Raw genomic sequence first — 26,264 nt, 5'->3', positions numbered from 1 at the left:
TTTGTCGCAAGCGGATCAATCAGAACAGTATAACATGGTCTTTGCTGCAATAGAACAACCGGCCTCAGGGCCGTCGGGTGAACGAGTCCTGTGGGAGCGAAAATCCGCATGATACCAGCCGACGCATGAACGGACTTCATATGTCGGCCGGCCGACGGAGAGGTCCGTTCATGCGTCGGCCGGTATGCGAGGTCTGTTCCGGGTCACGACCACGCAATCCGTCATTGCGCAGACCGACGTGACGAAGCAATCCAGGGCGAAGACATCATGAGCAAGCCCGGGATTGCTTTGCTGGCGTCCGCCGGCCCCGTCAAGCCGCTCACGCAACGGACCTCAGAGAAGCCTCCAGATTCACGCCGTCAATCCGAACCACGTTGCGGTTCCGATTGACCGCGATCCGCGCTATGTCCGGGCTGATCGGATGCCGGACGGCGGCGGCCGCACCCCGGCCCGTGGAACGGCGACAGCGGCCGCGGTTGTGGCCGCGGCCGCTGTCTGTGATCGGGCGGAAGCATGTCCGACCGCCGGCCCGGTCCGGCCGGCGCCGCGACGCGCTCCCGCGCGGCGCCGCGGTCCGATCAATACATGTGCTGGCCGCCGTTGATCGACAGCGTCGAGCCGGTGATGAACCCGGCCTCGTCCGCCGCCAGGAACAGCACGGCGCGGGCGATGTCGTGGACCGAGCCCAGGCGCTTCACCGGGATGCCGGCGATGATCTTCTCCAGCACGTTGGACGGCACCGCGCGCACCATCTCGGTGTCGGTGTAGCCGGGCGCCACGTTGTTGACCGTGATGTTCTTGGCGGCGCCTTCCAGGGCCACGGACTTGGTGAAGCCCTTCATGCCGGACTTGGCGGCCGCGTAGTTGGCCTGGCCGATCTGGCCGGCCTGGCCGTTCATCGAGGTGACGTTGATGATGCGGCCGAACTGGCGTTCGCGCATGCCCTCGATCACACATCGGGTGGTGTTGAACACAGAGGACAGGTTGGTCTGGATGACCGCGTTCCACTGCTCGAAGGTCATGCGGTGCAGGGTGCTGTCGCGGGTGATCCCGGCGTTGTTGACCAGAACCTCGATGGGGCCGAGGTCGGCCGCGATCTGGTCGAGGGCGGCCTTGACCGACTCGAAGTCCGCGACGTCGAACTTGTAGACCGGGATGCCGGTTTCCTCGTTGAACTTCTGGGCGGCGGCGTCGTTACCGCCGTAATTCGCCGCCACGCGGTAGCCGGCCTCCTTCAGTTCGATGCTGATCTGGGCGCCGATACCGCGGGTGCCGCCGGTGACGAGTGCAACGCGTCCTTCAGCCATGGATCATTTCCCCGTTCAGGATGGTGGTGGTTGGGTCGGCCGACACGCCCCGGATCGCAACCGCTGCATCCAGGCGGCGTGGTGCCCTCGATGTGAAGAAGTATTCCGCGCCCGAACTCCGACCGTGCAAGGCGAACGGTGACAGGGGTGTCGTACATGCGTGCCGGGGAGCGGCGCGGGACGGCAGCCAGGATCGCGCCGACCGTCCGGACCGGATGCGACCCGTCGGACGCGGGTCCGCCCGGTCGTCCAGGGCCGGATCACCTCTCCCCATGCGATCCGTGGGCGCCAGTCTAACGGGCTTTCGGCCCCGGAGAAAAGGGCCGTCTCGCGGGATGATGGCGGCCCCCCGCCGGCGCCCTGCTCCTGCGGGCGATCGACCCCAGCGCGGCGCTCGGGTGCGGCGATCACGCCCCGTAACAACCGGCGGTGCGCCCGCGCAACTGGATCAGGGCCAGCACCGTGTCGATGGTCGGCGTCGGCACCCCGACCAGCCGTCCCATTTCCTGCACCGCGGTGACCAGGGCGTCGATTTCCATCGGCCGGCCGCGCTCCAGATCCTGGAGCATGGAGGTCTTGTGCGCGCCCACCTCGGCGCCACCCTGGATGCGGCGGTCCACGTCGATCGGGAACTTGACCCCCACGGCTTCGGCGATCTGCTGGGCCTCGACCATCATCCCGCGGGCCACGGCCCGGGTGCCGGGGTCGGTGCACAGCACGTCGAGGGTGGCCCCGGTCAGGGCGCTGATGGGGTTGAACGACAGGTTGCCCCACAGCTTGACCCAGATCTCGTTGCGGATGGCCGGGCGCACCGGCGCCTTGAGGCCGACCGCGCCCAGCGCCTTGGACAGCCGCTCGGCGCGCGTCGTCTTCTCGCCCGAAGGCTCGCCGAGGCTGAACCGGTTGCCCTCGATGTGCTGGATCACGCCGGGCTCGGGCACCTCTGCGGCCGGGTAGACGACGCAGCCCAGGACCCGCTCCGGACCGATGCCGCGCCACTGCACGTCGCCGGGATCGACGCTGGGCAGGCGGTGGTTCTCGTACGGCCCGGGCAGCTTGTAGAAGTACCACCAGGGCACCCCGTTGACGCCCATCACCACGGTGGTCTCGGGGCCGAGCAGGGCCTGCATGCGGTCGACCACGCCGGGCACGGAATGGGCCTTCAGGGTGATGATGACGTAGTCCTGCACACCCAGCTCGGCCGGGTCCTCGGCGGCGCGCACCGGCACTGTCTGGCGCGTGTCGCCCTCGATCAGCGTGAGGCCGTGGGCCTGCATGGCGGCGAGGTGCGGGCCGCGCGCCACCAGCGACACGTCCGCGCCGGCCATGGCCAGCTTGGCGCCCATGTAGCCGCCGATGGCGCCGGCCCCGTAGATACAGATCCTCATGCGTCGACCCCCAGGCCCAGCTTGGCGGCCAGCCCGATGCGTTGCAGCTTGCCGGTGGCGCCCTTCGGAATCTCCTCCAGGATCAGGACTTTGCGCGGCACCTTGAAGTCCGCCAGCCGGCCCGCGGCGAAGCTGCGCAGGTCCTGCTCGCCGGCGCTCTGGCCGTCGCGCAGCACCACCGCGGCCGCCACCTCCTCGCCCAGCTTGGGGTGAGGCATGGCGAAGGTGACCACCTGCTGCACCGCCGGGTGGTCCATCAGCACGTCGTCGACCTCGCGCGGGCTGATCTTCTCGCCGCCCCTGTTGATGATCTCCTTGAGCCGGCCGGTGATGGTCAGATAGCCGTCGGCGTCGAACACGCCCTGGTCGCCGGTGCGGAACCAGCGCTGCCCGTCGGCGTCGAAGAAGGATTTCGCGTTGGCCTCCGGGTTGGCCTCGTAGCCCGGGGTGATGTTGGGGCCGCTGATGACCACCTCGCCCGGGGCGGTGCCGTCGAGAAGGCGGTTCTCGGCCTCGTCGGCGACCCGCACCTGCGGGCCGGCCGCGATGCCCACCGAGCCGGGCTTGCGCGGCGCCGGCGGCAGCGGGTTCGCGGTCATCTGGTGGCAGGCTTCGGTCATGCCGTAGCTCTCGACGACCGGGCAGCCGAAGGTCTCCTCCAGCGCGCCCATCACCTGCGGTGGCAGCGAGGACGACGACGACCGGATCAGCCGCAGCCGCGCGCGGGCCACGCTCTCGGGGTTGCGCGGGGCGCGGCTCAGGATGGCCTGGTGCATGGTCGGCACCGCCGTGTACCAGGTCGGCGCGGCGGCATCCATCCAGGCGAACACCTGCAAGGCGTTGAACCCGGGCGAGCACCACACCGAGGCGCCGTGCGCCAGCGATGTCGTGACCGCCGCGATCAGCCCGTGGATGTGGAACAGCGGCATGATGTTCAGGCAGCGGTCCGCCGGCGTGAGCGCGAGGCTGGCCCCGATGTGGCGCGCCGAGGCGGCCACGTTGCGGTTCAGCAGCGGCACGATCTTGGGGCGCGACGTCGTCCCCGAGGTATGCAGGACCAGCGCGCCGTCGTCCGGACCGGAGAAGCCAGGGCGCGCGGCCTCCGGGGCCGGCGCGTCGCCCTCCAGGTGCAGGGTGAAATGGCCGGCCGGATCGGTCGCGCCCGTCGCCAGCCGGGCGATCGGCAGGCCGGCCGTGCGGGCGGCGGCGACGGCCGGGCCGGTCTCGTCGGCCGATACCACCAGAAGTTTCGCCTTCAGGTCGCTCAGGTAGAAATCGAACTCGTCTTCCTTGTAGGCCGGGTTGAGCGGTGCCGTGTCGCAGCAGCAGGCGAGCGTGACGAACGCCGCGGCCATCTCCGGCCCGTTCGGCAGCACGATGGCGACGCGGTCGCCGCGCCCGACACCCCAGCCGTTCAGCGTCGCCAGGGTGGCGTCGGCCAGCCCGGCGAGGCCCCCGAAGGTCAGCCAGTCCCGGCCCGGCGCGCCGATCGCCGGGGCGTCAGTGGGATGACCCTGCAACAGGTCGCGAACGGTATCTGCCATCTCTCCAGTCCTATCGTGTTTTCAAGTCGTGTCGGGGGGCAAGACTCGGGTCCCGGGGCGCGTCTCGTCGGGGCGGAGTCGGTCGGATCACGGGGTGCGGCCGGGCGCGTCCGCCGGGCGCCGACGCAGCCCCTTGAGCAGCGGCAACAGGAAGAACACCGCCGCCAGCACCAGGAAGGACGCCGACAGCGGCCGCTCCAGGAAGGTCATCGGGTCACCCTGGGCCGAGATGAGGGCCTGACGGAAGGCCTTTTCCATCAGCGGTCCCAGCACCAGCGCCAGCACCAGTGGGGCCAGCGGGTAGTTCAGCTTGCGCAGCAGATAACCGCCGACGCCGAACACGGCGATCAGCCACACGTCATGAAGGCGCTGGTCGGGCGCGTAGCCGCCCACGATGCACAGCACGATCACCATGGCGCACAGGATGGTCAGCGGCATGCGCAGCGCCCACACGAACATCGGGATCAGCGCCAGGTTGATGATGACCGCGAAGGCGTTGGCCGTGTAGAGGCTGGAGATCAGGCCCCAGACGAAGCCGGGCTCCTCGATGAACAGCATCGGGCCGGGCATCAGCCCCCACATCACCATGCCGCCCAGCAGCAGCGCGGTGGTGGGGGAGCCGGGAATGCCGAGCGTCAGCATGGGCATGAGCGAGCCGGTGCTGGCGGCGTTGTTTGCCGTCTCCGGGGCGACGACGCCGTCGACGGCGCCCTTGCCGAAGGTTTCGGGCTTGCGCGACAGGGTCTTGGCCATGCCGTAGGCCATCAGCGAGGCGGGCGTGGCACCGGCCGCCGGCAGCAGGCCGACGAAGAAGCCCAGCACGGAGCCGAAGGTCATGGTCCGCACCGAATGGGAGAGCTGGCGCACGCCGGCCCACAGGTCGCGCAGGCCGATGCGCGCGGTGGTCACCGGGGCCTTGCCGCGGGTGGTCTCCAGGGTCCACAGGATCTCGCCGATGCCGTAGACGCCGATGGCGAGGACCAGGAAACTGATGCCGCTATAGAAGCCCGGCAGGTCGAAGAAGATCAGGCGCGGCTGCCCGGAGATCAGGTCCAGACCGACCGTGCTGAGCACCAGGCCGAAGACGATCATCAGGATCGTCTTGGGGATGTCGTCCCCGCCCAGGCCGACAAAGGTCGTGAAGGCCAGCAGGACCAGCGCGAACTCCTCCGCCGGCCCGAAGGCCAGCGCCACGTCCGCCAGCGGCTGCGCGAAGATCGTGAATAGGATGACCGAGAGCGTGCCGCCCACGAACGAGCCCACCGCGGCGGCGATCAGGGCCAGGCCGGCCTTGCCCTGTTGGGCCATCGGGCGGCCGTCGAAGGTGGTAGCGACGGCGGTCGAGGCGCCGGGAATACCGAGCAGGATGGAACTGATGGCGCCGCCGTACATGGCGCCGTAGTACAGCGCCCCCAGGAAGATGATCGCCGAGGCCGGCGGCACCAGGAAGGTCATCGGCAGCAGGATCGCGACCCCGTTGACGGAGCCCAGGCCCGGCATGGCGCCGACGAACAGGCCGATGGTGACGCCGAGCACGACCACAAAAAGATTCAGGGGACTGAGGGAGAGCGCGAAGCCATCGGCCAGCAGCGCAAGCGTTTCCATGGCCGGCTCCTAGAAGAAGAACGCGTACAGCGGAAAGAACAGGGGCTCGGTGATGCCTTTGGGCAGCAGGATCCGCAACGTCACCTCGAAGAACAGGAACAGGACGATCGGCGTGACCACGGCAAAGGCCGCGATCAATGACCAGCCGTGCCGGCCGATGACCCGCAGGTAGAACACCAGGAACAGCGGGATCGCCACATAGGTGCCGACGACGTGCATCAGCCCGATGGTCGCCACCACGGCCGCGCACACCAGGCCGATGTCCAGCAGGGCGACGCGGTTGATGAACGGCTTGCGGACCGCGCGCCCGGTCTGACGGGCGCGCAGCTCGCGCACCAGGATCACGGCGCCGGCGACCAGCATAATCAGCGACAGCCAGAACGGAAACGCGCCGCCCCCGGGGCCGGATCCCGGCACCCAGCCGATGGGCAGATCGGTGGCCATCACCATGAAGACGACGGACAAGGCCATCATCGCGACGGCCATGAGGAGTTCAGCGCGATGCATCGGTGGTCGGTCCGGCTCGGGCGGTGTCGGGGGAGGCGTGGAGCACGGCGGCCGGCGCGTGGCGCGGGCGCGGGCGGGGCACGGGGCGGCGCCGGTGTGGCAGCCGCCCCGCGACGCCGGACCGGGGTCCGGCTCCCGCTCGGGCCTCGGGTGCTGGATAGGTCAGCCGGCGCCGGCTCACCCGCCCTCGGTCGCCTCCAGCAGCTCGGCATGCACCGCCCGCTCCTTGAGGAAGTACTCCTGAAGGGCGTCGCCGGCGAGGAAGTCCGTCTCCAGGGCCTGCTCGGCGGCGTAGTTCTGCCATTCCTCGGTGTCGCTCAGCCGCTGGAACAGGTCGATGTAGTAGGCCTGGGCGTCGGCCGGCATGCCCGGGGCGCCGACAAAGCTGCGCTGCATGCCGTAGGTCAGGTCATGCCCCAGCTCGCGCATGGTCGGCACGTCGGGCAACGGCTCCAGGCGCTCCTCGGTGAAGGTGGCGATGGGCGTGACCTCGCCGGCCTTGAAGAAGGCGAGCTGCTCGGACGGGTTGTTCACCGTGGAGTCGATGTGGCCGCCGACCAGATTCTTGGCCACCGTGCCGCCGCCCTTGAAGGGCACATAGGTGAACGTGAGGCCGAACTCTTTCTCGAGCATGGCCGTGACGAGGGAGTCTTCCTGGCCGGTGCCCGTGCCGCCCATCTTCCAGGCGCCGCCGGCCTCCTTCACCGCAGCGACGTACTCGTCGAGCGTGGTGATGCCGGAGTCGGCGTTGACCCACAGCACGAAGGTGTCGACCGCCATGCGGGCCAGCGGGGTGAAGTTGGCGATGTCGACGCCGATGTCGGTGCGCAGGGGCGTCGTGTAGTAGCTGTTGAGGGTCGCCATGACCTTGTGGGCGTCGCCGGCGTTGTCCTTCATGTAGCGCAGTGCCTCGGCGCCGGAACCGCCGCCCTTGTTGACCGGCAGCACCGGCATGTCGGCCAGGTCGTTCTTCTGGATGATGGATTGGAACAGGCGGGCCAGGCGATCGGCGCCGCCGCCCTGGCCGGCCATGATGACCATCTCGATCGGCTTGTTCGGGGACCAGTCCGCGGCCTGCGCCGGCGGCACCACCGCGGCGGCGCCCAGCACGCAGGCGGCGGCCACGGCCCGTCTCAGGGTCGAATTCAGCACGGTACCTCCTCCCTTCTGCGTTGATGATTTGCTGTTGGACGCCGTGGTCCGCCGCCGGGGCGAGCGGGGCGTCTCCGCCGCCCCGCCGTGCGCCGTCCGGAGACCGGTTGTGGGCGTCGTTGCCGGGGCGGGCCGGTCGTGTGAGCACGCAGGCTAAAGAAAGAAGTGCGAAAACGGGGAAGGACCGTCAACAAGATTGTTGCGCCCAAGTGGGGCGGAGAGACCACTTGTTGTGCGCGGGGCAGGGCCCACCGCGACCGCGCTGGTTCGCCGTAACCGATTGGCTAGTCACTATAAATCGCATGTCGGCAGACCCACGCCGGGGGACCGCGATGGCTTGGCGGCGTGGTGGCGCGGGGTCGCGGTATTCCGTATCGCGGAAACGGCGGCCGGGCTGTTCCATCGCTGGTGCGGATCAGCCGAGCCGGGCCAGCAGCCGCACCAGCCGGCGCGTTCGGGGCGAGAACAGGCCGGGCGTGAAGGCGCTGCCGGCGGCCCGCTTGGTGGTCTCGCTCAGGGTCGGGTAGGGGGCGACCATGGTCGCCAGCGCCGCCACCTTGAGGCGCCGGTGCACGGCCACGATCCAGGGCGCCAGCACCTCGCCGCCGTGACGCCCCACGACGCCGGCGCCCAGCACGCGCCCACGCCGATCCGTGACCACCTTCACCAGGCCCTCTGTGGTGCGGTCGGTGCGGGCGCGGTCGTTGTCCCGGTACGGCCAGCGCAGCACCCGCATGCCGTCGCCGTGCATGGCGCGCACCTCGGCCTCGCTGCGCCCGACCCAGGCCAGTTCGGGGTCGGTGTAGGTGACGTGCGGGATCGGGGTCGCGGAGATCTTCACCGGCAGCCGGAACAGCGCCGACTTCAGCACCGAGGCGCCGTGGAAGCCTGCCACGTGGGTGAACTGCGGGCCGCCGGTGACGTCGCCGATGGCATAGACCCGCCGGTTGGTCGTGCGCAGGCCGTCGTCCACGGTGATGCCGCGCGCGGTGTGGGCGATGCCGGCGGCGTCCAGGTCCAGGCCCTCCAGCACCGGCCGGCGGCCGACCGCCACCAGCAGGTGGGAGCCCGCGACCGTCTCCGTCCGATCGTCCGGTCCGGCGAGGCGCAGGCGGATCGCGCCGGCTTGTCCGGAGACGGCGTCGGCGCGCCGGCCCTCGCGCAGGTCGACCCCCTCCGCCGCGAGACGGGCACGGACCACCGCGGTCAGCTCGGGGTCGTCGCGGCCCAGCAGGACGCCCATCTCGACCACCGTCACCCGGCTGCCCAGGCGCCGGAACCCCTGCGCCAACTCGCAGCCGATCGGTCCGCCGCCCAGGATCAGCAGATGCGGCGGCCGCTCGGTCAGCCCGAAGATGGTTTCGTTGGTGTGGACGGGGACCGTCTCCAGCCCCGGAATCGGCGGCACCAGGGGACGCGAGCCGGTGGCGACCACGACCCGGCGGGCGCGGATGCGCTGGCCGCCGGCCTCGACCGTTCGGGCGTCCAGGAAGCGCGCCGGCGCCCGCAGCACCGTGACCCCCAGGCCCTCGAACCGCTCCTGGGAGTCCACCGGGGCGATCTCCGCGATCACGCCGTGGACGTGGCGCATCACGGCGGCGAAGTCGATCTCCGGGTCGGGCACCCCAATGCCGAAGCGGTCGGCATCACGCACGGCCTGGGCGGCGGCCCCGGCGGCGAGCAGGGCCTTGGAGGGCACGCAGCCGACGTTCAGGCAGTCGCCCCCCATCTCGCCCTGCTCGACCAGCACCACCGACGCGCCCATCTGCGCCGCGCCCGCCGCCACGGTCAGGCCCCCGGCGCCGGCTCCGATCACGCACAGATCGGGCATCAGCGGCCGCGCCCGGGTCATCGCCGCCGCCCCTTCCACCATCGGTACAGGGACGGCAGCATCGCCAGCACGGCCAGACCGAGCAGCGGCCCCAGGATTTCGGGATCGTAGATGAGGCCGAGGTCGGGGCGGTCGCCGGACGCCAACAGCGCATCGAGCCCGTTGCCCACGCTGGCGTAGACGGCGGCCCCGGGGATGATGCCCAGGACCGTGGCACCCGCATAGGTGCGGGTGGGCACGCCGAGAAAGGCCGGCACCAGATTGATCAGCCAGAACGGAAACAGCGGAATCAGCCGCAGCACCAGCAGGCTGGTGAAGGCGTTGTCCCGGAAGCCGCGTTCGAGCCGGGCCATGGGACCGCGCACCCGGTCCCGCCAGGTGTCACCGAGGATGTAGCGGGCCGCCAGGAACACCGCCGTTGCCCCCAGCGTCGCGGCCAGCACGATCAGCGCCGTCCCGGCGACCGGCCCGAACAGGTAACCGCCCGTGATGCTCATCCAGACCGCGCCGGGAACACTGAACGTCACGGCCATGAAATAGGCCGCCACGAACACGCCCGCGGCCAGGGCGCGGTGGGCGTCGACCCAGGCGGCGATGGCCTCGTGGTGCCGGCCGAGGGTCTCGAACGACAGCAGCCGGTGACCGTCGAAGGCGACCACCAGGCCAAGGACGAGCGCGAACGCCGCCAGCAGCGCCAGCCGCCGGGGCCACGCCCGGCGGCGCCGATCCACCGCGGCGGGCGCCGTCGGGGTCTCGGCGGGGTCCTCCGCCGGGGCGTCCGGCCCCATCCGGGGGCCGTCGTCGGATGTGGAGACCGAAGGGCTCATATCGGACCATTTGATACAGAATGGCCGTCACTTCAATGCCGGACGCGGTCCCGGTCCCGACCGCGATGACCGGTCCTGTGAAGGGAGGCGGGGCGTTCGTACCGGTCCCTCATACGACCTTCGGCGGCCGGCCTCAAATGTCGGGTGCGCAACGGGCGACCCGCGGCCCGTCTCACGGCTGGGTGCGCGCCCGCTGCGGGCTCATCCGGCGCACCGCCACCGGGGCCAGCCACACCAGCGCGCAGAGCACGGCCAGCGCGATGGCCGGCGGCCGCGACAGCAGCACCAGGGGATCGCCGCCGCTCTTCATCAGCGAGGTCAACGCCATCTCCTCGACCATCGGTCCCAGGACCAGACCCAGCACCGCCGGCGCCAGGGGGATGCGGTGGGCCTCCATCGCCAGGCCGAGCCCGCCGGCCAGCATCATGACGACCAGCGCCGTGACCGTGCCGGCCGCCGCATAGGTGCCGACCAGACACACGCCCAGGATCACCGGCATCAGCACGGCGCGCGGCACCCGCAGCAGCGGCCGCGCCAGGGCGATTGCCACCAGGCCGGCCGGCACCAGCAGCAGGTTGGCCACCAGGAAGGCCAGCAGGACGGCGGTCATCGTGGTTGGCTGGGTCAGGAACACCGTGGGTCCCGGGGTCAGGCCCTTCAGCATCAACACCCCGATCACCACCGCCGTCAGCGAGTCGCCCGGGATGCCGAGCACGGTGGCCGGCACCAGGGCACCGCCGATGGCCGCGTTGTTGGCCGCACCGGCGGGCGCGATGGCGTCCAGGTCGGCCGCATCGGCGGCGTCCGGCGTCGCCTCGGGGGCCCCCCTGGGGAGACGCCGTCGGGTGACGGCCTGGGCGACGTAGGCGGCGATGTCGGCGCCGGCCCCCGGCACCGCGCCCACCACGGTGCCGACGCCGCTGCCGATGGCGATGCGGCCGGCGCGCTGCCGCAGCGCCGGTCCGAGGTCCCGCAGCAGCGGCCCGGGGCGGGGCGGCGCCGCGGGGTCGGCGTCGACCCCGGCGGCATGGCGCAACACCCGCGAGACGGCGAACAGCCCGATCAGCACCGGGATCAGCCCGACGCCGCCGCTCAGGTCGGTGAGGCCGAAGGTCAGGCGCGGCTGACCCGAGACCGGGTCGAGTCCGACCAGCGCCAGGGTCAATCCGATCAGCAGCGCCAGCGCGCCGCGGGCCGGCGAGGGGCCGGCCACCGCCACGGCCGCGCTCAGGCCCAGCACGGCCAGCCAGAAGCGCTCCACGGTGCTGACGTGCAGCGCCAGCCGGGCCAGCCCGGGCGCCGCCATCAGCAGCACCAGGGCGCCGAACAGGCCGCCCAGGGCCGCGCACACCAGACCGGTCGTGAGCGCCAGCCCCGCCTTGCCGCGCTGGGCCAAGCGGTGTGCGGCGTCGGCGTAGGCGGCCGAGGCCGGCGTGCCGGGAATGCGCAGCAGCGCGCCGGGCAGATCGCCGGCGGCGATCGCGACCGCCGCCAGCGTGACCACGCCGGCCAGCGCCGGCACCGGATCGAGCAGCACCGCGAAGGGGATCAGCAGGGCCACCCCCAGGGTGGCCGTCAGGCCGGGCAGGGCGCCGACCAGCAGCCCGAGCAACGCCGCCCCCGCCATGACGATCAGCACGGTGGGGGTCAGCAGCAGGGCGGCGGCGGCCGCGATCACAGCCATGCCGTCAGGCCGCTCAGCGGTCCCATCGGCACCGGTACCCGCAACAGGCCATGGATCAGGCCCACGAGGCCGGCCGTCACGCCGAAGGCGAGCGCCACCGCGCGCAGCGGTCGGCGGGTCTGCCAGGCCAGCAGCGGCACCAGCACCAGCGGCAGCGCCAGCGCCATCCCCAGGGTCGGCAGCAGCAGGGCGAACAGCAGCGGCAGCGTTGCGGTCAGGGCCAGACCGGTGCGCCGGCCCGGCGTCGCCCGGGCGCGCGTCGGCTGGGGCGCCCGCGCCCGCGCCCGCGCCAGCACCGGCGCGACTCCCAGGAACCCGGCGCCGACGAGGGCGGGTGCCAGCCCCGGCCCGAGGCTCAGGTGAGGCGAGGGGGGTGTGCCGGCCGCCACCAGCAGCAGGCCCAGCCCGGCCAGCAAGGCCCCCAGGCTTGGCAGGCTCACAGGCCCAGTCTCGGGATCACGGCGCGGACCTGGGTCTCCTGGGCGCGCATGAAGCGCGCGAAGGCGGTGGCATCGCGCCAGGCCAGGCCGAAGCCCCGGGCCGTCATCTCGGCGCGGAAGCCGGGATCGTGCACGATATCCCGCATCGCCGCCTCCAGGCGGTCGGCCACCGGCCCGGGCAGCCCGGCCGGTCCTACCAGGCCGCGCCATGCGCCCAGGTCCAGCGTCACGCCGAGTTGCTCGGCCAGTGTGGGCACGTCCGGAAACGCCGCCAGCCGCTCACGGCCGAACACGGCCAGGGTGCGCACCACGCCGGCCTGTCGCAGCGCGGCGGCCTCCGGCAGAGAGCAGGGCACGACGTCGACGCCGCCGGCCGCGAGATCCTGGAGCGACGCCGCCGCGCCCTGGCTGGGGATCATGCGCACGCGGGCGAGGTCGACGGCCCGGGCCTCCAGCAGGGTGGCGATGGCCATCGGCCAGGAGCCGCCGCAGCCGCCGGCGCAGGCGATGGTATAGCCGTCCGGGGCGCCCTTGAGGGCCTCCAGGGCGGTGGTCAGGTCGGGCCACGGGCTGTCGGCGCGGACGTGGATCGCGGCCGGATCGGCGTTGTACTGGGCGATGGGGGTGAAGTCGTCGACCTGGAAATCGGCCTGCCCCATCGGGGCGTAGTGGGCGAAGTTGTACAGGATGCCGAGGGTGTAGCCGTCCGGCGCGGCGTCCTTCAGGGTGCCGAGGCCCACCACGCCGCCGCCCTGGCCCTGGTTGATCACCGTGAACGGCTGGCCGAAGCGGGCCTCCAGGCGATGCGCCAGCAGGCGCCCGGTCTGGTCGGTGCCGCCGCCGGCGCCGGACGGAACGATCAGGGTGACCGGACGGGTCGGCCAGGCGTCCCCGGCGTGGGCCGGCCCCGTGACCGGCGCGGCCAGCCCCGCCGCCAGCAGCAGGGCCAGTCCGACGACGGCCCGGACCGCGCCCCCGATCAGGCGGTGCCGTCGGACGCCCCTGGCCGTCTTTGCTGTCCTGGCCGTCCTTGCTGTCCTGGCCGTCCTTGCTGTCCTGGCCGTCCTTGCTGTCCTGGCCGGCCTTGCTGTCCTGGCCGGCCTTGCCGTTCCGGCCGGCCTTGCTGTCCTGGCCGTCCTTGCCGCTGCTGCCGTCATGCCGCTTCCCCCAAACCGGACTGCCCAAGCCGCCGCGCACGCTGTGCGAGCCGTCAGAGTAAGTTGTGCGACAGGCGTCCGTCAATCTTTCTGACAGGGCCGCGTTGGAGCGCGGTCGGGGGCGCGATGCGGCGATCCGTGCGCCGACAGGCGTCGCCAGGGCGGGCGTGTGCTATGGTCTGATACCGGGGTCTGATACCGGGGTCTGATACCGGCGCGATCATGGGGCCGCGACGCGCCGTGAGGATCCGCGACCAGGGGAGGCCGGGACCATGCCAACGGGGTCGCTGCGCGGGACGCTGGCCGCTGTCGCCGGGCTGGCCGGGTTGCTCGGGCTGGCCGGGCTGGGCGTGCTGCCGGGACCGGGGGCCGCGCCCGCCCGGGCCGGCGAGATCGTGTTCACCCCGGTCGACGACGGCGACATCCTGACCGAGGTGAGCGGCGCCGAGACGCTTAACGAAGGCTCGACACTGCGGCGCACCTACCTGGTGGTCAACGAGGCGCAGGCGCCGGTTCGTCTGGAGAGGGTCGGCATCGACACCCGGCACGACGCCGACAGGGACCGCTTCGTGCTGCACCCCGAGGGAACCCTGACCGCGGTCCAGCCGGTGCGGGCGGTGCGGCTGGTGTTCGCGCTGTTCGATGTGTTCGATCGCCCGATTCGGACGCTGACGCTGACCCTGGTGCGGGACCTGGCGGCGGGTGCGGTGGTCGACCTCGCGACCCTGCCGGGCTGGCCGGCCAGCGCGCCCGAGGCGCGCGACCTGCTGTCGGTGGTGTCCCACGCCGCCACCGTGCGCCCGGCGGCCGGGCCGGTGTGGAGCGGGAACACGGCGCGGGTTCACCGCGACATGGCCCGCTTCGGTCTGCTGGCCAGGGACTGACGGTAGGGGACTGACGGCCGGCGATCGCGTGGGCTCTCACGCCTGTCCGCGACGCCCGCCGGCGCGGCCCGATGGCCGCACCCAGGGCGGCGGCCACCGCCCCGACTCGGACACGGCCGCCCCCCACGCCGGGCCCGGCGGTGGCCTGTGCACGGCCTTGCGGCCCGTTGTGGCGGGCCGGTCCGGGCCCGGCCGGCATGCGGGCGGCGCAGGTTGTGATTGCTGCGCCACACCACCGCCCGGTCGGTCGTCCCGGCGCAATCGCGCATGAAGCGCATTTGCGATGGTGCCTAGTCAACCCAGAGGTTTAGAATAGGAACCTTAAATTATGTCTTCGCTCTAAGATATACTTTACGAGAACAATGCGACCCTTGAAATGATAGGGGCACTATTTCTCCGTTTAGGTGGAATCACCTTCTGCCCTGATATACACTTCTACTAAAGTTGGTCTTGACGCCAGCCTATTCGGATCGTGCGAGGTGGGGACGCGCCCGCGTCGCCATGACTTGGAGTCTGTATGCCGCGCGCCATGCATTTCATCTCCGGTCTGCCCCGCTCGGGCTCCACCCTTCTCAGTGCCCTGTTGCGGCAGAACCCGCGCTTTACCGCGTCCATGACCAGCCCCATGGGCGCGCTCGTCTCCGCCAACCTGACCCTGATGGGGCCGGGCGGCGAGGTCGGCCTGCTGGTCGAGGAGAGTCAGAAACCGCGCATCCTGCGGGGCCTGTTCGACGCGTACTACGCCGAGACCCGGGCGGACGTTGTCTTCGACACCAACCGCCAGTGGTGCGCCCGCATGCCGCTGCTGCGGGCGCTGTTCCCCGGCGCGAAGGTGATCGCCTGCGTGCGCGACGTCTCCTGGATCATGGATTCCATCGAGCGCCTGATCCGCAAGCAGCCGTTCCAGCCGACCCGCCTGTTCAGCGGCCCCGGCGACGCGGCCACCGTCTACAGCCGCGTGGAGTCCCTGGCCCGCGCCGACCGCCTGGTCGGCTTCCCCTGGGCCGCGCTCAAGGAGGCGTTCTACGGCGAGGATGCCGAGTCCCTGCTGATCGTCGAGTACGAGTTCCTGTGCCGGGCGCCGGAGCAGGTGCTGCGCCTGATCTACGCGTTCATCGGCGAACCCTGGTTCGACGGCCATGACGTGAACAACGTCGCCTTCGACGCCCCGACGTTCGATGCCGCCCTGGGCATCGACGGTCTGCACCGGGTGCGGCCCAAGGTGGAATACGTCCCGCGGCGCACCGTGCTGCCGCCCGATCTGTTCAACAAGTTCCAGGGCATGGACTTCTGGCGCGACCTGACCGCCAGCCGCGCCAACGTCATCACCGCCCACCCGACCGAGCCTCCGACCGCACGCGCGGAGCATCCCGACAGCGTGACGCCCGTGTGACACAGGACACCGCGCCATGACCGATCAGACGATCGACACCCCAGACCTGTTCCTGCGCAGCGGCGGCGGCGTCCCCGACGGCCCCGACGCTGCGCCCACGGCTGGCCGCCAGGTCGCCGTGGTCGACACGGCGGTGGCCGGACACGAGGCCCTGGCCGCCGCGGCCGAGGCCGCCGGCCTGCATGTGGTGCGGCTGTCCGGCCGCGGCGACGGCGTGGCGGAGATGGCGGCGGCCCTGTCCGGCTTCGACGATATCGACGCGCTGCACATCCTGTCGCACGGGGACAGCGGGCGGGTCCATCTGGGAGACGCGGTGCTGTCGTCGGACAGCCTGGACGATCACGCTTCCGCCCTGGGCCAGGTGGCCGAGCGCCTGGCGGACGACGGCGACCTGCTGCTGTACGGCTGCCGCGTCGGCGCGGGCGCCGCGGGGTCGGCCTTCCTCGACCGCCTCGCCGTCGCCACCGGCGCCGACGTGGCGGCCTCCGACGACCTCACGGGCGCCGCCGACCGTGGCGGCGACTGGACACTGGAGATCGCCGCCGGCGACGGCGCGGTCGAGCATGACGAACCCTTCAGCGCCGCCGCACTGGCCGACTTCACGCACGTGCTGGCGCCCCAGACCTATCAGCCGGAGAACTTCGCCGGGCTCGGAACCCAGACGCTGACCAGCGGCGACGGATTCACCGTTACCGCGACATACGAAGGTAGCGCGACCAATATTAAACAGTACACCGATGGCGGCTACACCGGCGTGTATGCGACCGCGCCTTTGACGGATCCCCTGGGCAAGTCGGCGACGCTGACCGTCTCCGCCGACGGTACGACGGTCAGCTCCTTCGAACTGACAGACCTGTCGCTGTTCGAATATTTCCTGGGCGGCGCCGATCACAACTGGTCGAGCCTGGGGCTCTCGGCCGTTCCGGCGGGCGGTGGCCCGAACCTCACCGGTACGGTCACCGATCCTGCCGGGAACTACGACATCGACGTTACCCTGGGTGGCATTGCCGGTCAGCAGATCACCAGCTTCACGGTGAGCTTCACGGCCGACACGACATCCTCGCGGGACGCCGTCGTCTACATGAACATCGACTCCTTCACGGTCGACAACGTCACCGGCGGGAACGCACCGCCGACGATCAGCATCGGGGACATGGCGGCCAGCGAGGGCGACGCGGCGGCCGACGTCGACTCCGCCGCCACGGTCAATGACACGGACGGCGACGCGGACTGGAATGGTGGCGCACTGACGCTCCAGATCACCGCCAACGCGGACGCCGGCGACGAGATCAGCATCGACCAGTCCGGCAATTTCTCCATCGCCGGCGGCACCCTGAGCCGGGCCGGCACGGGCGCGGTCGGCACGGTCACCGAGTCCAGCGGCACCGCCAACGACGGCGTGGTCACCGGGGGCGCCCTGCTCACCATCACGTTCAACGCCAGCGCGACCAACGCCATCGTCCAGGAGCTGGCGCAGTCGATCCAGTACCGCACAACCTCCGAGGACCCCACCGGGACCGCCGGCACGCGCACCCTCACCGCGACGGCCACCGACGGCCCGGGCGACAGTGGCAGTGACACCGCGACGATCACCCTGACGGGGCTCAACGACGACCCCACCGCCACCGACAACGCGGTGACGACCAACGAGGACACCAACCACGTCTTCGCCGCCGGCGAGTTCAACTTCAATGACGTGGACAGCGCCGACACCCTTCAGGCGGTGCGCATCGACAGTATCCCCGCCACCGGCACGCTGTTCGTGGATGCCAACAACGACGACACGGCCCAGGGCGGCGAGATCCTGGCCAACGGTGACACCGTCGCCGTCGCCGACATCACCGCCGGCAACCTGCAGTACACCCCACCGACGGACCAGGCCGGGACCCCGCTGACCACGTTCACCTTCTCGGTCGGCGACGGGACGGCCTTCGCCGCGTCGGCGTCGACCATGACCGTCAACGTCACCGCCCAGAACGACGCCCCCACCGCCACCGACAACACGGTAACGACCGCCGAGGACACCAACCACGTCTTCGCCGCCGGCGAGTTCAACTTCAATGACGTGGACAGCGCCGACACCCTGCAGTCGGTGCGCATCGACGGTATCCCCGCCACCGGCACGCTGTTCGTGGATGCCAACAACGACGACACGGCCCAGGGCGGCGAGATCCTGGCCAACGGTGACACCGTTGCCGTCGCCGACATCACCGCCGGCAACCTGCAGTACACCCCACCGACGGACCAGGCCGGGACCCCGCTGACCACGTTCACCTTCTCGGTCGGCGACGGGACGGCCTTCGCCGCGTCGGCGTCGACCATGACCGTCAACGTCACCGCCCAGAACGACGCCCCCACCGCCACCGACAACACGGTGACGACCAACGAGGACACGAACCACGTCTTCGCCGCCGGCGAGTTCAACTTCAACGACGCCGACACCGGCGACACTCTACAGTCGGTTCGCATCGACGGGATCCCCGCCACCGGCACGCTGTTCGTGGATGCCAACAACGACGACATGGCCCAGGGCGGCGAGATCCTGGCCAACGGTGACACCGTCGCCGTCGCCGACATCACCGCCGGCAACCTGCAGTACACCCCGCCGACGAACCAGGCCGGGACTGCGCTGTCCACGTTCACCTTCTCGGTCGGCGACGGGACGGCCTTCGCCGCGTCGGCATCGACCATGACCGTCGATGTCACCGCCCAGAACGACCCGCCCGCCTTCGCCGGGCTGGACGGGACGCCGACGTACGCCGAGGACGGCGCCGCGGTCACGCTCGACGCCAACGTCACCGTCGCGGACGTCGAACTGGACGCCCGCAACGGCGGCAACGGCGACTATAGCGGCGCCGGCCTGACCATCGCCCGCACCGGCGGGGCCAACGCCGACGACCGCCTGTCGGTCGCCTCGGGCGGCAACCTCACGGTCGCCGGCGGCCCGGATGGTGGCGGCACGGTGAGTGCGGGCGGTAACGTCATCGCCACCATCGCGAACACCGGCAACGGCCAGCTCCAACTCACCTTCGCCGACAACGGCACGACGCCGACCACGGCCCTCGTGAACGAGGTGCTGCAGGCGATCCAATACGCCAACGCCAGCGACGATCCGCCGGCCAGCGTGCAACTCGACTGGACCGTCAGCGACGGCAACAGCGGCGACGCCCAGGGCAGCGGCGACAACCCCGGCACCGACACCGGATCCACCACGGTCTCGATCACCAGCGTCAACGATCCGCCCACCCTGACCGCGACCGGTCAGGACCCGACCTTCGTCGAGGGCACGGGGGCGCCCGGATCGGACCTGTTCAGCGGCGTGACGGCCTCGACGGTGGAAGCGGCGGACCGGATCAGCAGCCTGACCCTGACCGTGACCAACGTCAGCGACGGCGCCAGCGAAATCCTGCGCGTTGACGGCTCCGACGTGGCCCTGACCGACGGCAACACCGTGACCCCCACGGCCACCAACGGCCTGACCTTGGATGTCTCGGTGACGGGATCGACGGCCACCGTGTCCTTCACTGGGGCGAGCCTGACCGCGGCCCAGGTGCAAACCCTGGTGGACGCGCTGGCCTATCGCAACACCAGCGAAGACCCCACCACGGGGGCGAACCGGGTCGTCACCCTGACCGAACTGGTGGACACCGGCGGCGGTACCGACACGGCCGCCCTGACCCTGACCTCCACCGTCGGCCTGACGGCCGTCAACGACCCGCCCGTGGTCGGCAACGTCTTCGGCGACAGCGCGTCGCAGGTCACGGCCGGGGCCGGAGCGCAGGACGTCACCGACCTGAACGACGCCACGGTCGCGAACCCCGATTCCGCCGACTACGACGGCGGGTCCCTGACCCTCGCGCAGGACAGCGGCACGACCAACGGGTCCTGGGGCCTGGACGGCACCACCACGACCGCCGGCGGCGACGGCACGATCGCGGCGGGCGAGACCGTGGCGGTCGGCGGGGTCTCGATCGGCACCGTCGACGCTACCAACGACGGCCAGGGCGGCAACACGCTTGAGATCGCCTTCAATGCCAATGCGACCTCGGCCCGCATCGAGACCCTGATCCAGGCCCTGACCTACGACGCGCCGTCCGGGCTGGGGGCGCGCCAGTTCACGCTGACCCTGAACGACGCCGATGGCACCGCGACCGGCGGCGACCAGGACGACGGCGGCGCCTTCACCCTCACCGTCACCCCCAACCCGCCGGTGATCGGCAACCTGGACGGCGACAGCGTGACCGCGGCCAGCGGCGCCACCGTGGCGGTCGACGCCGGCGGCGACGCCACGGTGACCGACGCCGATTCCGCCGATTTCGACGGCGGCACCCTGACCGTCACTCGCACCGGCGGGCTGTCCGGCGACTTCGGTCTCGGCACGGGCGTGACGTCCGGCGGCGACGGCACCATCGCGGCCGGCGAGACCGTGGCCGTGGGCGGCACAAACATCGGCACCGTCACCACCGACGGCCAGGGCACCAACGATCTGGTCATCACCTTCACCAGCACGGACGCCACCCCGGCGGCGGTGCAGACGCTCCTGCGCGCCCTTGAGTACGCCGGCAGCCAGGCCGGCGCGCATCCCTTCGCGGCCACCATCACCGACGCCGGCGCCAACGCGGCAACCTCGACGCCGGCCGCCTTCACGGTCACGGTCGAGGCGCCGCCCGTCAACACGGTCCCCGGTGCACAGACCGCCGTCGACGGCACCGCCCTGGCGCTGGGCGGCATTTCGGTCGCCGATGCCGACAGCGCCACGGTGACCACCACGGTCTCGGTGCCCGGCGGCGACGGCACCTTCAGCGCCACCGGCGCGGCCACCATCACCGGCGACGGCACCGAGAGCCTCCAGATCGCCGGCACCCTCGCCGACGTCAACGCCACCCTGGGCACCCTGGTCTACACCCCCGCGGTCGACAGCACCGGCGCGCAGACCGTCACGGTGCTCAGCAGCGACGGCACCAACACCGACACCGACACCATCGCCGTCACGGTGCAGGACCGGCCGACCCTGCTCGACCTCGACGGTGACACCGTCAAGGCCGGGCTCGGGGGCACCGTGGCCATCGACCGCGGCACCGCGGCCACGGTCACCGACGGGGACTCGGCGGACTTCGACGGCGGCACCCTGACCGTGACCCGGGTCTCGACCACGCTGACCGGCGGCTTCAGCCTGGATGCCGGCCAGGCCACCGCCGGCGGCGACGGCATGCTGGGCGCCGGGGAGACGGTGGCCGTGGGCGGCACCGACATCGGCACCGTGACCACAGCCGGCCAGGGCACCGATGACCTGGTCATCACCTTCAGCAGCGCCGACGCCACCCCGGCGCGCGTCGGGATGCTCCTGAACGCGCTGCTGTACGCCCCGGGTCAGAGCGGCGACCACGTCTTCGATGTCACCGTGACCGACGGCGCCGCTGGCACCCCCTCCGAGGCCGCCCGTGTCACCGTCGCCGGGGGCGACCCGCCAGAGAACACCGCGCCGGCGACCTGGACCGCGCTCACGGGTAACGGGCTGCCGCTGCGCGGCCTGGCGGTGGCCGACCCTGATAGCGCGACGGTGACCACCACCCTGTCCGTGGCGGCAGGGGCCGGGGTCTTCGGCGCCACCGGACCTGCGGCCGTGGCCGGGGGCGGCTCCGCCACGCTGACCATCACGGGCGCGCTGGCCGACGTCAACGCCACCCTGGCGACCGTCACCTACACGGCCGCGACCGATGCCGCAACGCCCGGGGCCCCCGGGACCCAGACCATCACCATGACCACCACCGACGGCGACCAGACCGATACCGATACGATCGCCGTCACCGTCGTCGCGCCGGCACCGCCCGCCGACCCGCCGGATCCGCCGGCCGGACCGGGCGACGGGGACGAGGGCGGCGATGGCGACGGTGGGACTGGTGATGGCGGGGATAGCGACGGCGGGAATGGCGGCGATGGCGACGGCACCACCGAGACCGTCGAGGGCACCACGGTCACCACCACCACCGAGACCCGCGACGACGGCACCGTGGTCGAGACCATCACCATCGACCCCTTCGACGGCTTCCAGGAGGGCGAGGACCCGGACGACTTCGGCAACGGCCTCTCCGACCATGTGGTCGCCGGGGCGGACGACGACCCGGGCCTGCGCGCCACGCTGCCCCTGGGCGTGGGGCTGACCGCCAGCGGCCCGTCGGTCAGGCTGGACGCCGCCGCCGGCGTCATCGAGTTGCAGAACGGCCTGCGGGTGCTGCTGGGCGACCTGCCCTCGGAGGACCTCGACCAGGCCGTGCAGAGCTTCTTCGCCGGCCAGGAGGGCGGCGGCTCGCCGCGCTGGGTCTCGACCCTCACCCCCACCTTCGTGGGCGACGGGACCCCGGACCAGCCGATCACCATCGACGGCGGCGACGGCGGAGACGCCACCACGGCGGTCATCATCGACGCCCGCGATCTGCCGCCCGGCGCGACGCTGGCCCTGGACAACATCGGGCTCGCCATTGTCATCGGCGACGTCACGGTGACCGGCGGCGCCGGGACCACGTTCTTCGTCGGCGACGACGGTGCCCAGGACGTCAACCTGGGCGTCGGCGACGACACCCTGGACGGCGGCGGCGGTGACGACATCGTGCGCTCGCGCGAGGGCGACGACATCCTGATCGGCGGTTCCGGCAGCGACACCCTGGGCGGCGGCGCCGGCGTCGACGTGGCCCAGATCGCCGCCACGGCCGACGTGCTGGCCCTGACCCGTGCCGCCGACGGCAGCCTGCTGCTGCGCCACGGCACGGACGTCGACACGATCGAGCCCGACGTGGAGATCCTGGTGGCCGCCGGCGACGGCGCCATGACGCTGAGCAATCCGGGCGGGGCCGTGCCGGTCGCCGGTCTCGCCTTCGATCCCGCGTTCTACCTGGAGCACAATCCGGACGTGGCCGCCGCCGTCGCGGCCGGCGCGCTGGCCAGCGCGGCCGACCACTTTGCCGCCTGGGGCCTGGCCGAGGGCCGCGCGCCCAACGCCCTGTGGGACGAGGCCGCCTACCGCGACGCCTATCCCGACGTGGCCGCCGCGGTGGCCGCCGGCACGTTCGCCTCCGGCCTCCAGCACTACGCCCTGTTCGGCGCCGCCGAGCGCCGCGACCCCGGCCCGTGGTTCGATGCCAGCGCCTACCTCGACGCCTATCCGGATGTCGCCGCCACCGGCCTCGACGCGCTGACCCACTTCGTCCTCTGGGGGGCCGCCGAGGGCCGCCTGGGCACCGTCGCCGACGACACCCTCCTGCTGGCCTGACAGGCTGGGGGCCCTGGACACGCCACGGCGGCACGTGCTGTCCGGTCGCCCGTCCCCGAGCGCCCGACGCCGGACGGGCGCCAGTTCCGGTTCGAGGCGCTGGCGCAGGCCATCGCCGAGCGTCAGGACGGCCCGTATGAGGCCGGCCCGCATGAGGGCGGAGTCACGCGCGGCATTGGAGCCCGGGCGCGGGTCCAATGCCGTGCGATCCACCCTGAAACCAAAAGATCGGGCCGAGTCACGCTCGAAATCGGCCCCACCCCGGTGGTTCCGATTTCGAGCGATCGGCGCTAGGCGATCAGCAGGCCGTCGTCGGCGACCGTGCCCAGGCGGCCCTCGGCGGCGCCCCACAGGACGAAGTGGGCCAGCGCGTCCAGGCCGGCGGCGGCGACGTCCGGGTTGGCGTCGAGGTAGGCGCGGGCGTCGAACCACGGGCTGGGGGCGCGGCCCTCGGCGGCGCCGAACATCGCGTAGTGCTGCAGGCCGGAGGCGAGGGCACCCGTGGCGACCGCCGCCGCGACGTCCGTGTAGGCGTCCAGGTAGGCCCCCTCGTCCCACAGCAGGTGCGGCGCCCGGCCCTCCGCCAGGCCCCACTGGACGAAGTGCGCCGCCGCGTCGGGCAGGGCGCCGGCCGCCACCACCGCCGCCACGTCCGGGTTGTGCTCCAGGTAGAACGCGGCGTCGAAGGCCAGGCCGTCGACCAGCGTCGCCCCGCCGGGCGCCGTGAGGGTCATGGCGCCGTCGCCGGCGGCGACGATCAACTCGACATCGGCCCCGATGGTGTCCGTGTCCTCACCCAGGCGCAGGACGGCGCCGCCGTCGTGTCCGCGGGTCAGGGCCAGGCCGGCGGGGGTGGCGGCGATCTGGGCGACGTCGAGGCCGGCGCCGCCGTGGAGCACGTCGCTGCCGGCGCCGCCGACCAGGATGTCGTTGCCGTCGCCGCCGTCCAGGGTGTCGTCGCCGCCGTCGCCGAACAGGCGGTCGTCGCCGCCCGAGGACGAGACCTCATCGTCGCCGCCGCCGGCGCGGATGATGTCGTCGCCGGGGCCGAAGAACAGCACCTGTGAGGCGCCATCGCCCTGGATGATGTCGATGTCGGGGCCGGAATCACCGTCGCCGCCGGTGAAGGTGCCGGGGCCACGCACCACGACCGGACCGGCGCCGTTCACGACGATGTCCACGTCGCCCAGCGGCTGGCCGTCCGGGCCGCACAGGTTGCTGGTGTCGATGACGACCACGACCGGCCGGCCCTCGTCGTCCACGCCGGCGCCGCTCAGGTCCAGGGTCAGGGTCAACGGACCGTCGGGGTCGCCGCCGTCGCTGGGCCAGATCGGCCGCACCTGCACCACCGAGACGCCGCCCGGGCCGGTGTCGGCGCGGGCCATGATGTCATCCACGAACGCCTGACGGCCGGCCGCCTGCTCGGGATCGGTCTCGCCGTCGTCGTCGCCGCCGCCGGCCAGCAGGTCGAGCGCATCGCGGTCCGTGGTGGTGCGCGATGTCGCCAGCAGGCCCAGCGCGTCCGGCTTGTGCACCGCCACCGTATCGGTGACCGGGATGTCCACGTCCGGGGTGGTCGGGTCCTCGTCCTGGCGCTCGTCGCCGGTCGGATCGCTCAGCAGGACCTGCACCCTCTCGCCGGTGCGGCTGTCGGTGGTGCTGCCCCGGGTCACCGGGGCGCCGTCCAGGGTGCTTTCCTCGAAGTCGCCGGTCGGGGTCAGGCCGCTGTTTAGCCCCTCGTCGACGGTCGATCGGTCGTCGCCGGTGAACAGGTCGTCGTCCTCGGACTCGGGCTCGTCCTCGGGGTCCGGCTCGTCCTCGGGGTCCGGCTCGGGGTCGGGGTCCGGCTTGGGCTCGGGCTCGGGCTCGGGGTCCGGATCGGGCTGCGGGTCCGGATCGGGCTGGGGGTCCGGATCCGGTTCGGGCTCGGCGCCCAGGGTCACCGTGGTGGTGCCGGTGGTGGTGGCGTTGTCCGCGCCGCTGTCGTCGTCGAAGGTCCAGGTCAGGTCAACGCTGTCGGGCGGCGTCTCCCCGCTGTTGGAATACTGGATGGCCTGGAGGATCGCATTCACGTCCGCCGTTGTGGCGGCCGGATAGAAATGGAGGCTAAACACGCCCCCCGATGTGACGTGATATGCTATGAGAGAGTCGCCTTTGGAAACCAACCCACTGTCAGGGTATTCGCCGGATTTGACCTCGTAAGGGTCCGGAATCTGAACCGCGAACTCATCGTCCTCGTTCGCGCCGTCCTTGCGGGTAATGGTCAGGGTGGCGCCGTCGTAGCTCCCGGCACCGTCGGCCCCGGCATCCAGTTCGACGTCGGCGACGGTGACATCGTCGTCCAGGACCACCGGGTCCCCGCCCGGGGTGTAGGAGACCGACACGCCCTCGCCGCCCAGGTTGGCGAACTCCGGGGCGTCGTTCACGGGATCGACGGTCACGGTCAGGGTGTCGCTGACCGGCTCGTGGTCCGCGTCCTGGGTCGTGATCGTGATCTCGGCGTCGCCGTTGAAGTTCTCGTCCGGCGCGAAGGTCAGGCTGGCCAGGGCGGCGTTGACCTGATCCAGGGTGCCGGTGAAGGCCAGCGTGCCGTCGCTGCCGTCGATATCACTTCCGGTCGCGCCGGTGATCCCCAGCGCGCCGTCCTCGGTCTCAATGCTGACCTGCTGGTCGGTGCCGTCGCCGTCGGCGATGGTGATGACCGCGCCCTCCGCGCCCTTGAGGGCGACCGCCTCGGCGGGGTCCTCGTCCACCGCCGCCACGGCCGGCAGGGTGATCGCCGGCGTGGGGTCGAGCATGGTGACCGTGGTGGTGCCGGTGGTGGTGGCGTTGTCCGCGTCGCTGCCGTCGTTGAAGGTCCAGGTCAGGTCAACGCTGTCGGGCGGCGTCTCCCCGCTGTTGGAATACTCGATGGCTTGGAGGATCGTGTTGACCTCCGCCGTTGTGGCGGCCGCATTGAAAAGGAGGTAAAACAAGCCCCCCGATACGGTGTAATTTGCGACGGCGTCTCCGCCTTTGCGAATCCACCACGCGTCAGAGTTGCCGTACTCGACCGTGTAAGTGTCCGGAAGCTGAACAGAGAACTCATCGCCCGCGACGGACTCGCCACTGCGGAAGATGCTCAGACGCGCGCCGTCGTAGCGGCCGGCACCGCCTTCCAGGGCATCCAGCTCGGCGTCGGTGACGGTGACGTCGGCGTCCAGGATCACCGCATCACCGCCCGGGGTATAGGAGACCGAGACGCCCTCGCCGCCCAGGTCGTGGAACACCGGCGCGGC

General features: G+C 71.6%; 14 protein-coding genes and 1 pseudogene. 3 read left to right on the top strand and 12 right to left on the bottom strand.

The genetic code is table 11. From position 1 onward, the window contains the following. Positions 1-578 precede the first annotated feature (578 nt). The 11 genes from phbB to GGD88_RS02655 form a co-directional block, all read right to left on the bottom strand. A complete protein-coding gene (phbB, locus tag GGD88_RS02705) occupies positions 579-1,307 on the bottom strand; it encodes an acetoacetyl-CoA reductase (RefSeq protein WP_184431444.1) in 729 nt (242 codons plus the stop codon). Positions 1,308-1,714: 407 nt separating this feature from the next. Beyond that, a complete protein-coding gene (locus GGD88_RS02700; protein ID WP_184431442.1) occupies positions 1,715-2,695 on the bottom strand; it encodes a 2-dehydropantoate 2-reductase in 981 nt (326 codons plus the stop codon). Beyond that, the gene (locus GGD88_RS02695; RefSeq protein WP_184431441.1) at positions 2,692-4,239 is read right to left on the bottom strand and encodes an acyl--CoA ligase; all 1,548 of its coding nucleotides are present in this window, start codon (positions 4,237-4,239) and stop codon (positions 2,692-2,694) included. Before GGD88_RS02695 ends, GGD88_RS02700 begins: the two co-directional genes overlap by 4 nt. 87 nt (positions 4,240-4,326) lie before the next feature. Continuing rightward, entirely contained in the window at positions 4,327-5,844 is a 1,518-nt protein-coding gene (locus tag GGD88_RS02690; protein ID WP_184431439.1) for a tripartite tricarboxylate transporter permease, read from the bottom strand. A 9-nt stretch (positions 5,845-5,853) separates the two neighbouring features. After that, positions 5,854-6,351: a tripartite tricarboxylate transporter TctB family protein gene (locus GGD88_RS02685; protein ID WP_184431437.1), complete on the bottom strand. Its 498-nt coding sequence runs from the start codon at positions 6,349-6,351 to the stop codon at positions 5,854-5,856. A gap of 177 nt (positions 6,352-6,528) precedes the next feature. Then, on the bottom strand, positions 6,529-7,503 hold the full coding sequence (locus tag GGD88_RS02680) for a tripartite tricarboxylate transporter substrate-binding protein (RefSeq protein WP_221236968.1): 975 nt from the start codon (positions 7,501-7,503) through the stop codon (positions 6,529-6,531). Positions 7,504-7,918: 415 nt separating this feature from the next. Continuing rightward, positions 7,919-9,355: a dihydrolipoyl dehydrogenase family protein gene (locus GGD88_RS02675; protein ID WP_184431435.1), complete on the bottom strand. Its 1,437-nt coding sequence runs from the start codon at positions 9,353-9,355 to the stop codon at positions 7,919-7,921. Beyond that, entirely contained in the window at positions 9,352-10,161 is an 810-nt protein-coding gene (locus tag GGD88_RS02670; RefSeq protein ID WP_246423515.1) for a TVP38/TMEM64 family protein, read from the bottom strand. Before GGD88_RS02670 ends, GGD88_RS02675 begins: the two co-directional genes overlap by 4 nt. Before the next feature lie 172 nt (positions 10,162-10,333). Then, a complete protein-coding gene (locus GGD88_RS02665; protein ID WP_184431434.1) occupies positions 10,334-11,845 on the bottom strand; it encodes a tripartite tricarboxylate transporter permease in 1,512 nt (503 codons plus the stop codon). Further along, positions 11,836-12,285 (bottom strand): tripartite tricarboxylate transporter TctB family protein, encoded by a 450-nt coding sequence (locus GGD88_RS02660; protein WP_184431432.1) that lies wholly within the window; start codon positions 12,283-12,285, stop codon positions 11,836-11,838. The genes GGD88_RS02665 and GGD88_RS02660 overlap by 10 nt, the downstream gene beginning before the upstream one ends. Next, positions 12,282-13,442, bottom strand: a complete 1,161-nt coding sequence (locus GGD88_RS02655) for a Bug family tripartite tricarboxylate transporter substrate binding protein (protein WP_184431430.1) — start codon at positions 13,440-13,442, stop codon at positions 12,282-12,284. Before GGD88_RS02655 ends, GGD88_RS02660 begins: the two co-directional genes overlap by 4 nt. Before the next feature lie 272 nt (positions 13,443-13,714). On the opposite strand from GGD88_RS02655, the gene GGD88_RS02650 reads away from it, so the two are divergent. The 3 genes from GGD88_RS02650 to GGD88_RS19075 all read left to right on the top strand — a co-directional run bounded on the left by GGD88_RS02650 (position 13,715) and on the right by GGD88_RS19075 (position 22,986). Beyond that, positions 13,715-14,326 (top strand): hypothetical protein, encoded by a 612-nt coding sequence (locus GGD88_RS02650; protein ID WP_184431429.1) that lies wholly within the window; start codon positions 13,715-13,717, stop codon positions 14,324-14,326. A gap of 517 nt (positions 14,327-14,843) precedes the next feature. Next, the gene (locus tag GGD88_RS02645; protein ID WP_184431427.1) at positions 14,844-15,719 is read left to right on the top strand and encodes a sulfotransferase family protein; all 876 of its coding nucleotides are present in this window, start codon (positions 14,844-14,846) and stop codon (positions 15,717-15,719) included. Positions 15,720-15,735: 16 nt separating this feature from the next. After that, the gene (locus tag GGD88_RS19075) at positions 15,736-22,986 is read left to right on the top strand and encodes a DUF4347 domain-containing protein (protein WP_184431425.1); all 7,251 of its coding nucleotides are present in this window, start codon (positions 15,736-15,738) and stop codon (positions 22,984-22,986) included. A gap of 290 nt (positions 22,987-23,276) precedes the next feature. Here the strand turns inward: GGD88_RS19075 and GGD88_RS02635 are convergent. Then, positions 23,277-26,264 (bottom strand): annotated as a pseudogene (locus tag GGD88_RS02635) (hypothetical protein); the annotation flags it as partial.

Origin of the sequence: Roseospira goensis, assembly GCF_014197795.1 — a bacterium.
In the GTDB taxonomy this organism is placed as follows: domain Bacteria; phylum Pseudomonadota; class Alphaproteobacteria; order Rhodospirillales; family Rhodospirillaceae; genus Rhodospira; species Rhodospira goensis.
This window is presented reverse-complemented; position numbering and strand designations above follow the sequence as displayed.

Excerpts from the sequence above, each read along its gene's own strand:
- phbB (WP_184431444.1), bottom strand. The coding sequence starts at position 1,307 with ATGGCTGAAGGACGCGTTGCACTCGTCACCGGCGGCACCCGCGGTATC.
- GGD88_RS02700 (WP_184431442.1), bottom strand. The coding sequence starts at position 2,695 with ATGAGGATCTGTATCTACGGGGCCGGCGCCATCGGCGGCTACATGGGC.
- GGD88_RS02695 (WP_184431441.1), bottom strand. The coding sequence starts at position 4,239 with ATGGCAGATACCGTTCGCGACCTGTTGCAGGGTCATCCCACTGACGCC.
- GGD88_RS02690 (WP_184431439.1), bottom strand. The coding sequence starts at position 5,844 with ATGGAAACGCTTGCGCTGCTGGCCGATGGCTTCGCGCTCTCCCTCAGT.
- GGD88_RS02685 (WP_184431437.1), bottom strand. The coding sequence starts at position 6,351 with ATGCATCGCGCTGAACTCCTCATGGCCGTCGCGATGATGGCCTTGTCC.
- GGD88_RS02675 (WP_184431435.1), bottom strand. The coding sequence starts at position 9,355 with ATGACCCGGGCGCGGCCGCTGATGCCCGATCTGTGCGTGATCGGAGCC.
- GGD88_RS02670 (WP_246423515.1), bottom strand. The coding sequence starts at position 10,161 with ATGAGCCCTTCGGTCTCCACATCCGACGACGGCCCCCGGATGGGGCCG.
- GGD88_RS02665 (WP_184431434.1), bottom strand. The coding sequence starts at position 11,845 with ATGGCTGTGATCGCGGCCGCCGCCGCCCTGCTGCTGACCCCCACCGTG.
- GGD88_RS02655 (WP_184431430.1), bottom strand. The coding sequence starts at position 13,442 with ATGACGGCAGCAGCGGCAAGGACGGCCAGGACAGCAAGGCCGGCCGGA.
- GGD88_RS02650 (WP_184431429.1), top strand. The coding sequence starts at position 13,715 with ATGCCAACGGGGTCGCTGCGCGGGACGCTGGCCGCTGTCGCCGGGCTG.
- GGD88_RS02645 (WP_184431427.1), top strand. The coding sequence starts at position 14,844 with ATGCCGCGCGCCATGCATTTCATCTCCGGTCTGCCCCGCTCGGGCTCC.
- GGD88_RS19075 (WP_184431425.1), top strand. The coding sequence starts at position 15,736 with ATGACCGATCAGACGATCGACACCCCAGACCTGTTCCTGCGCAGCGGC.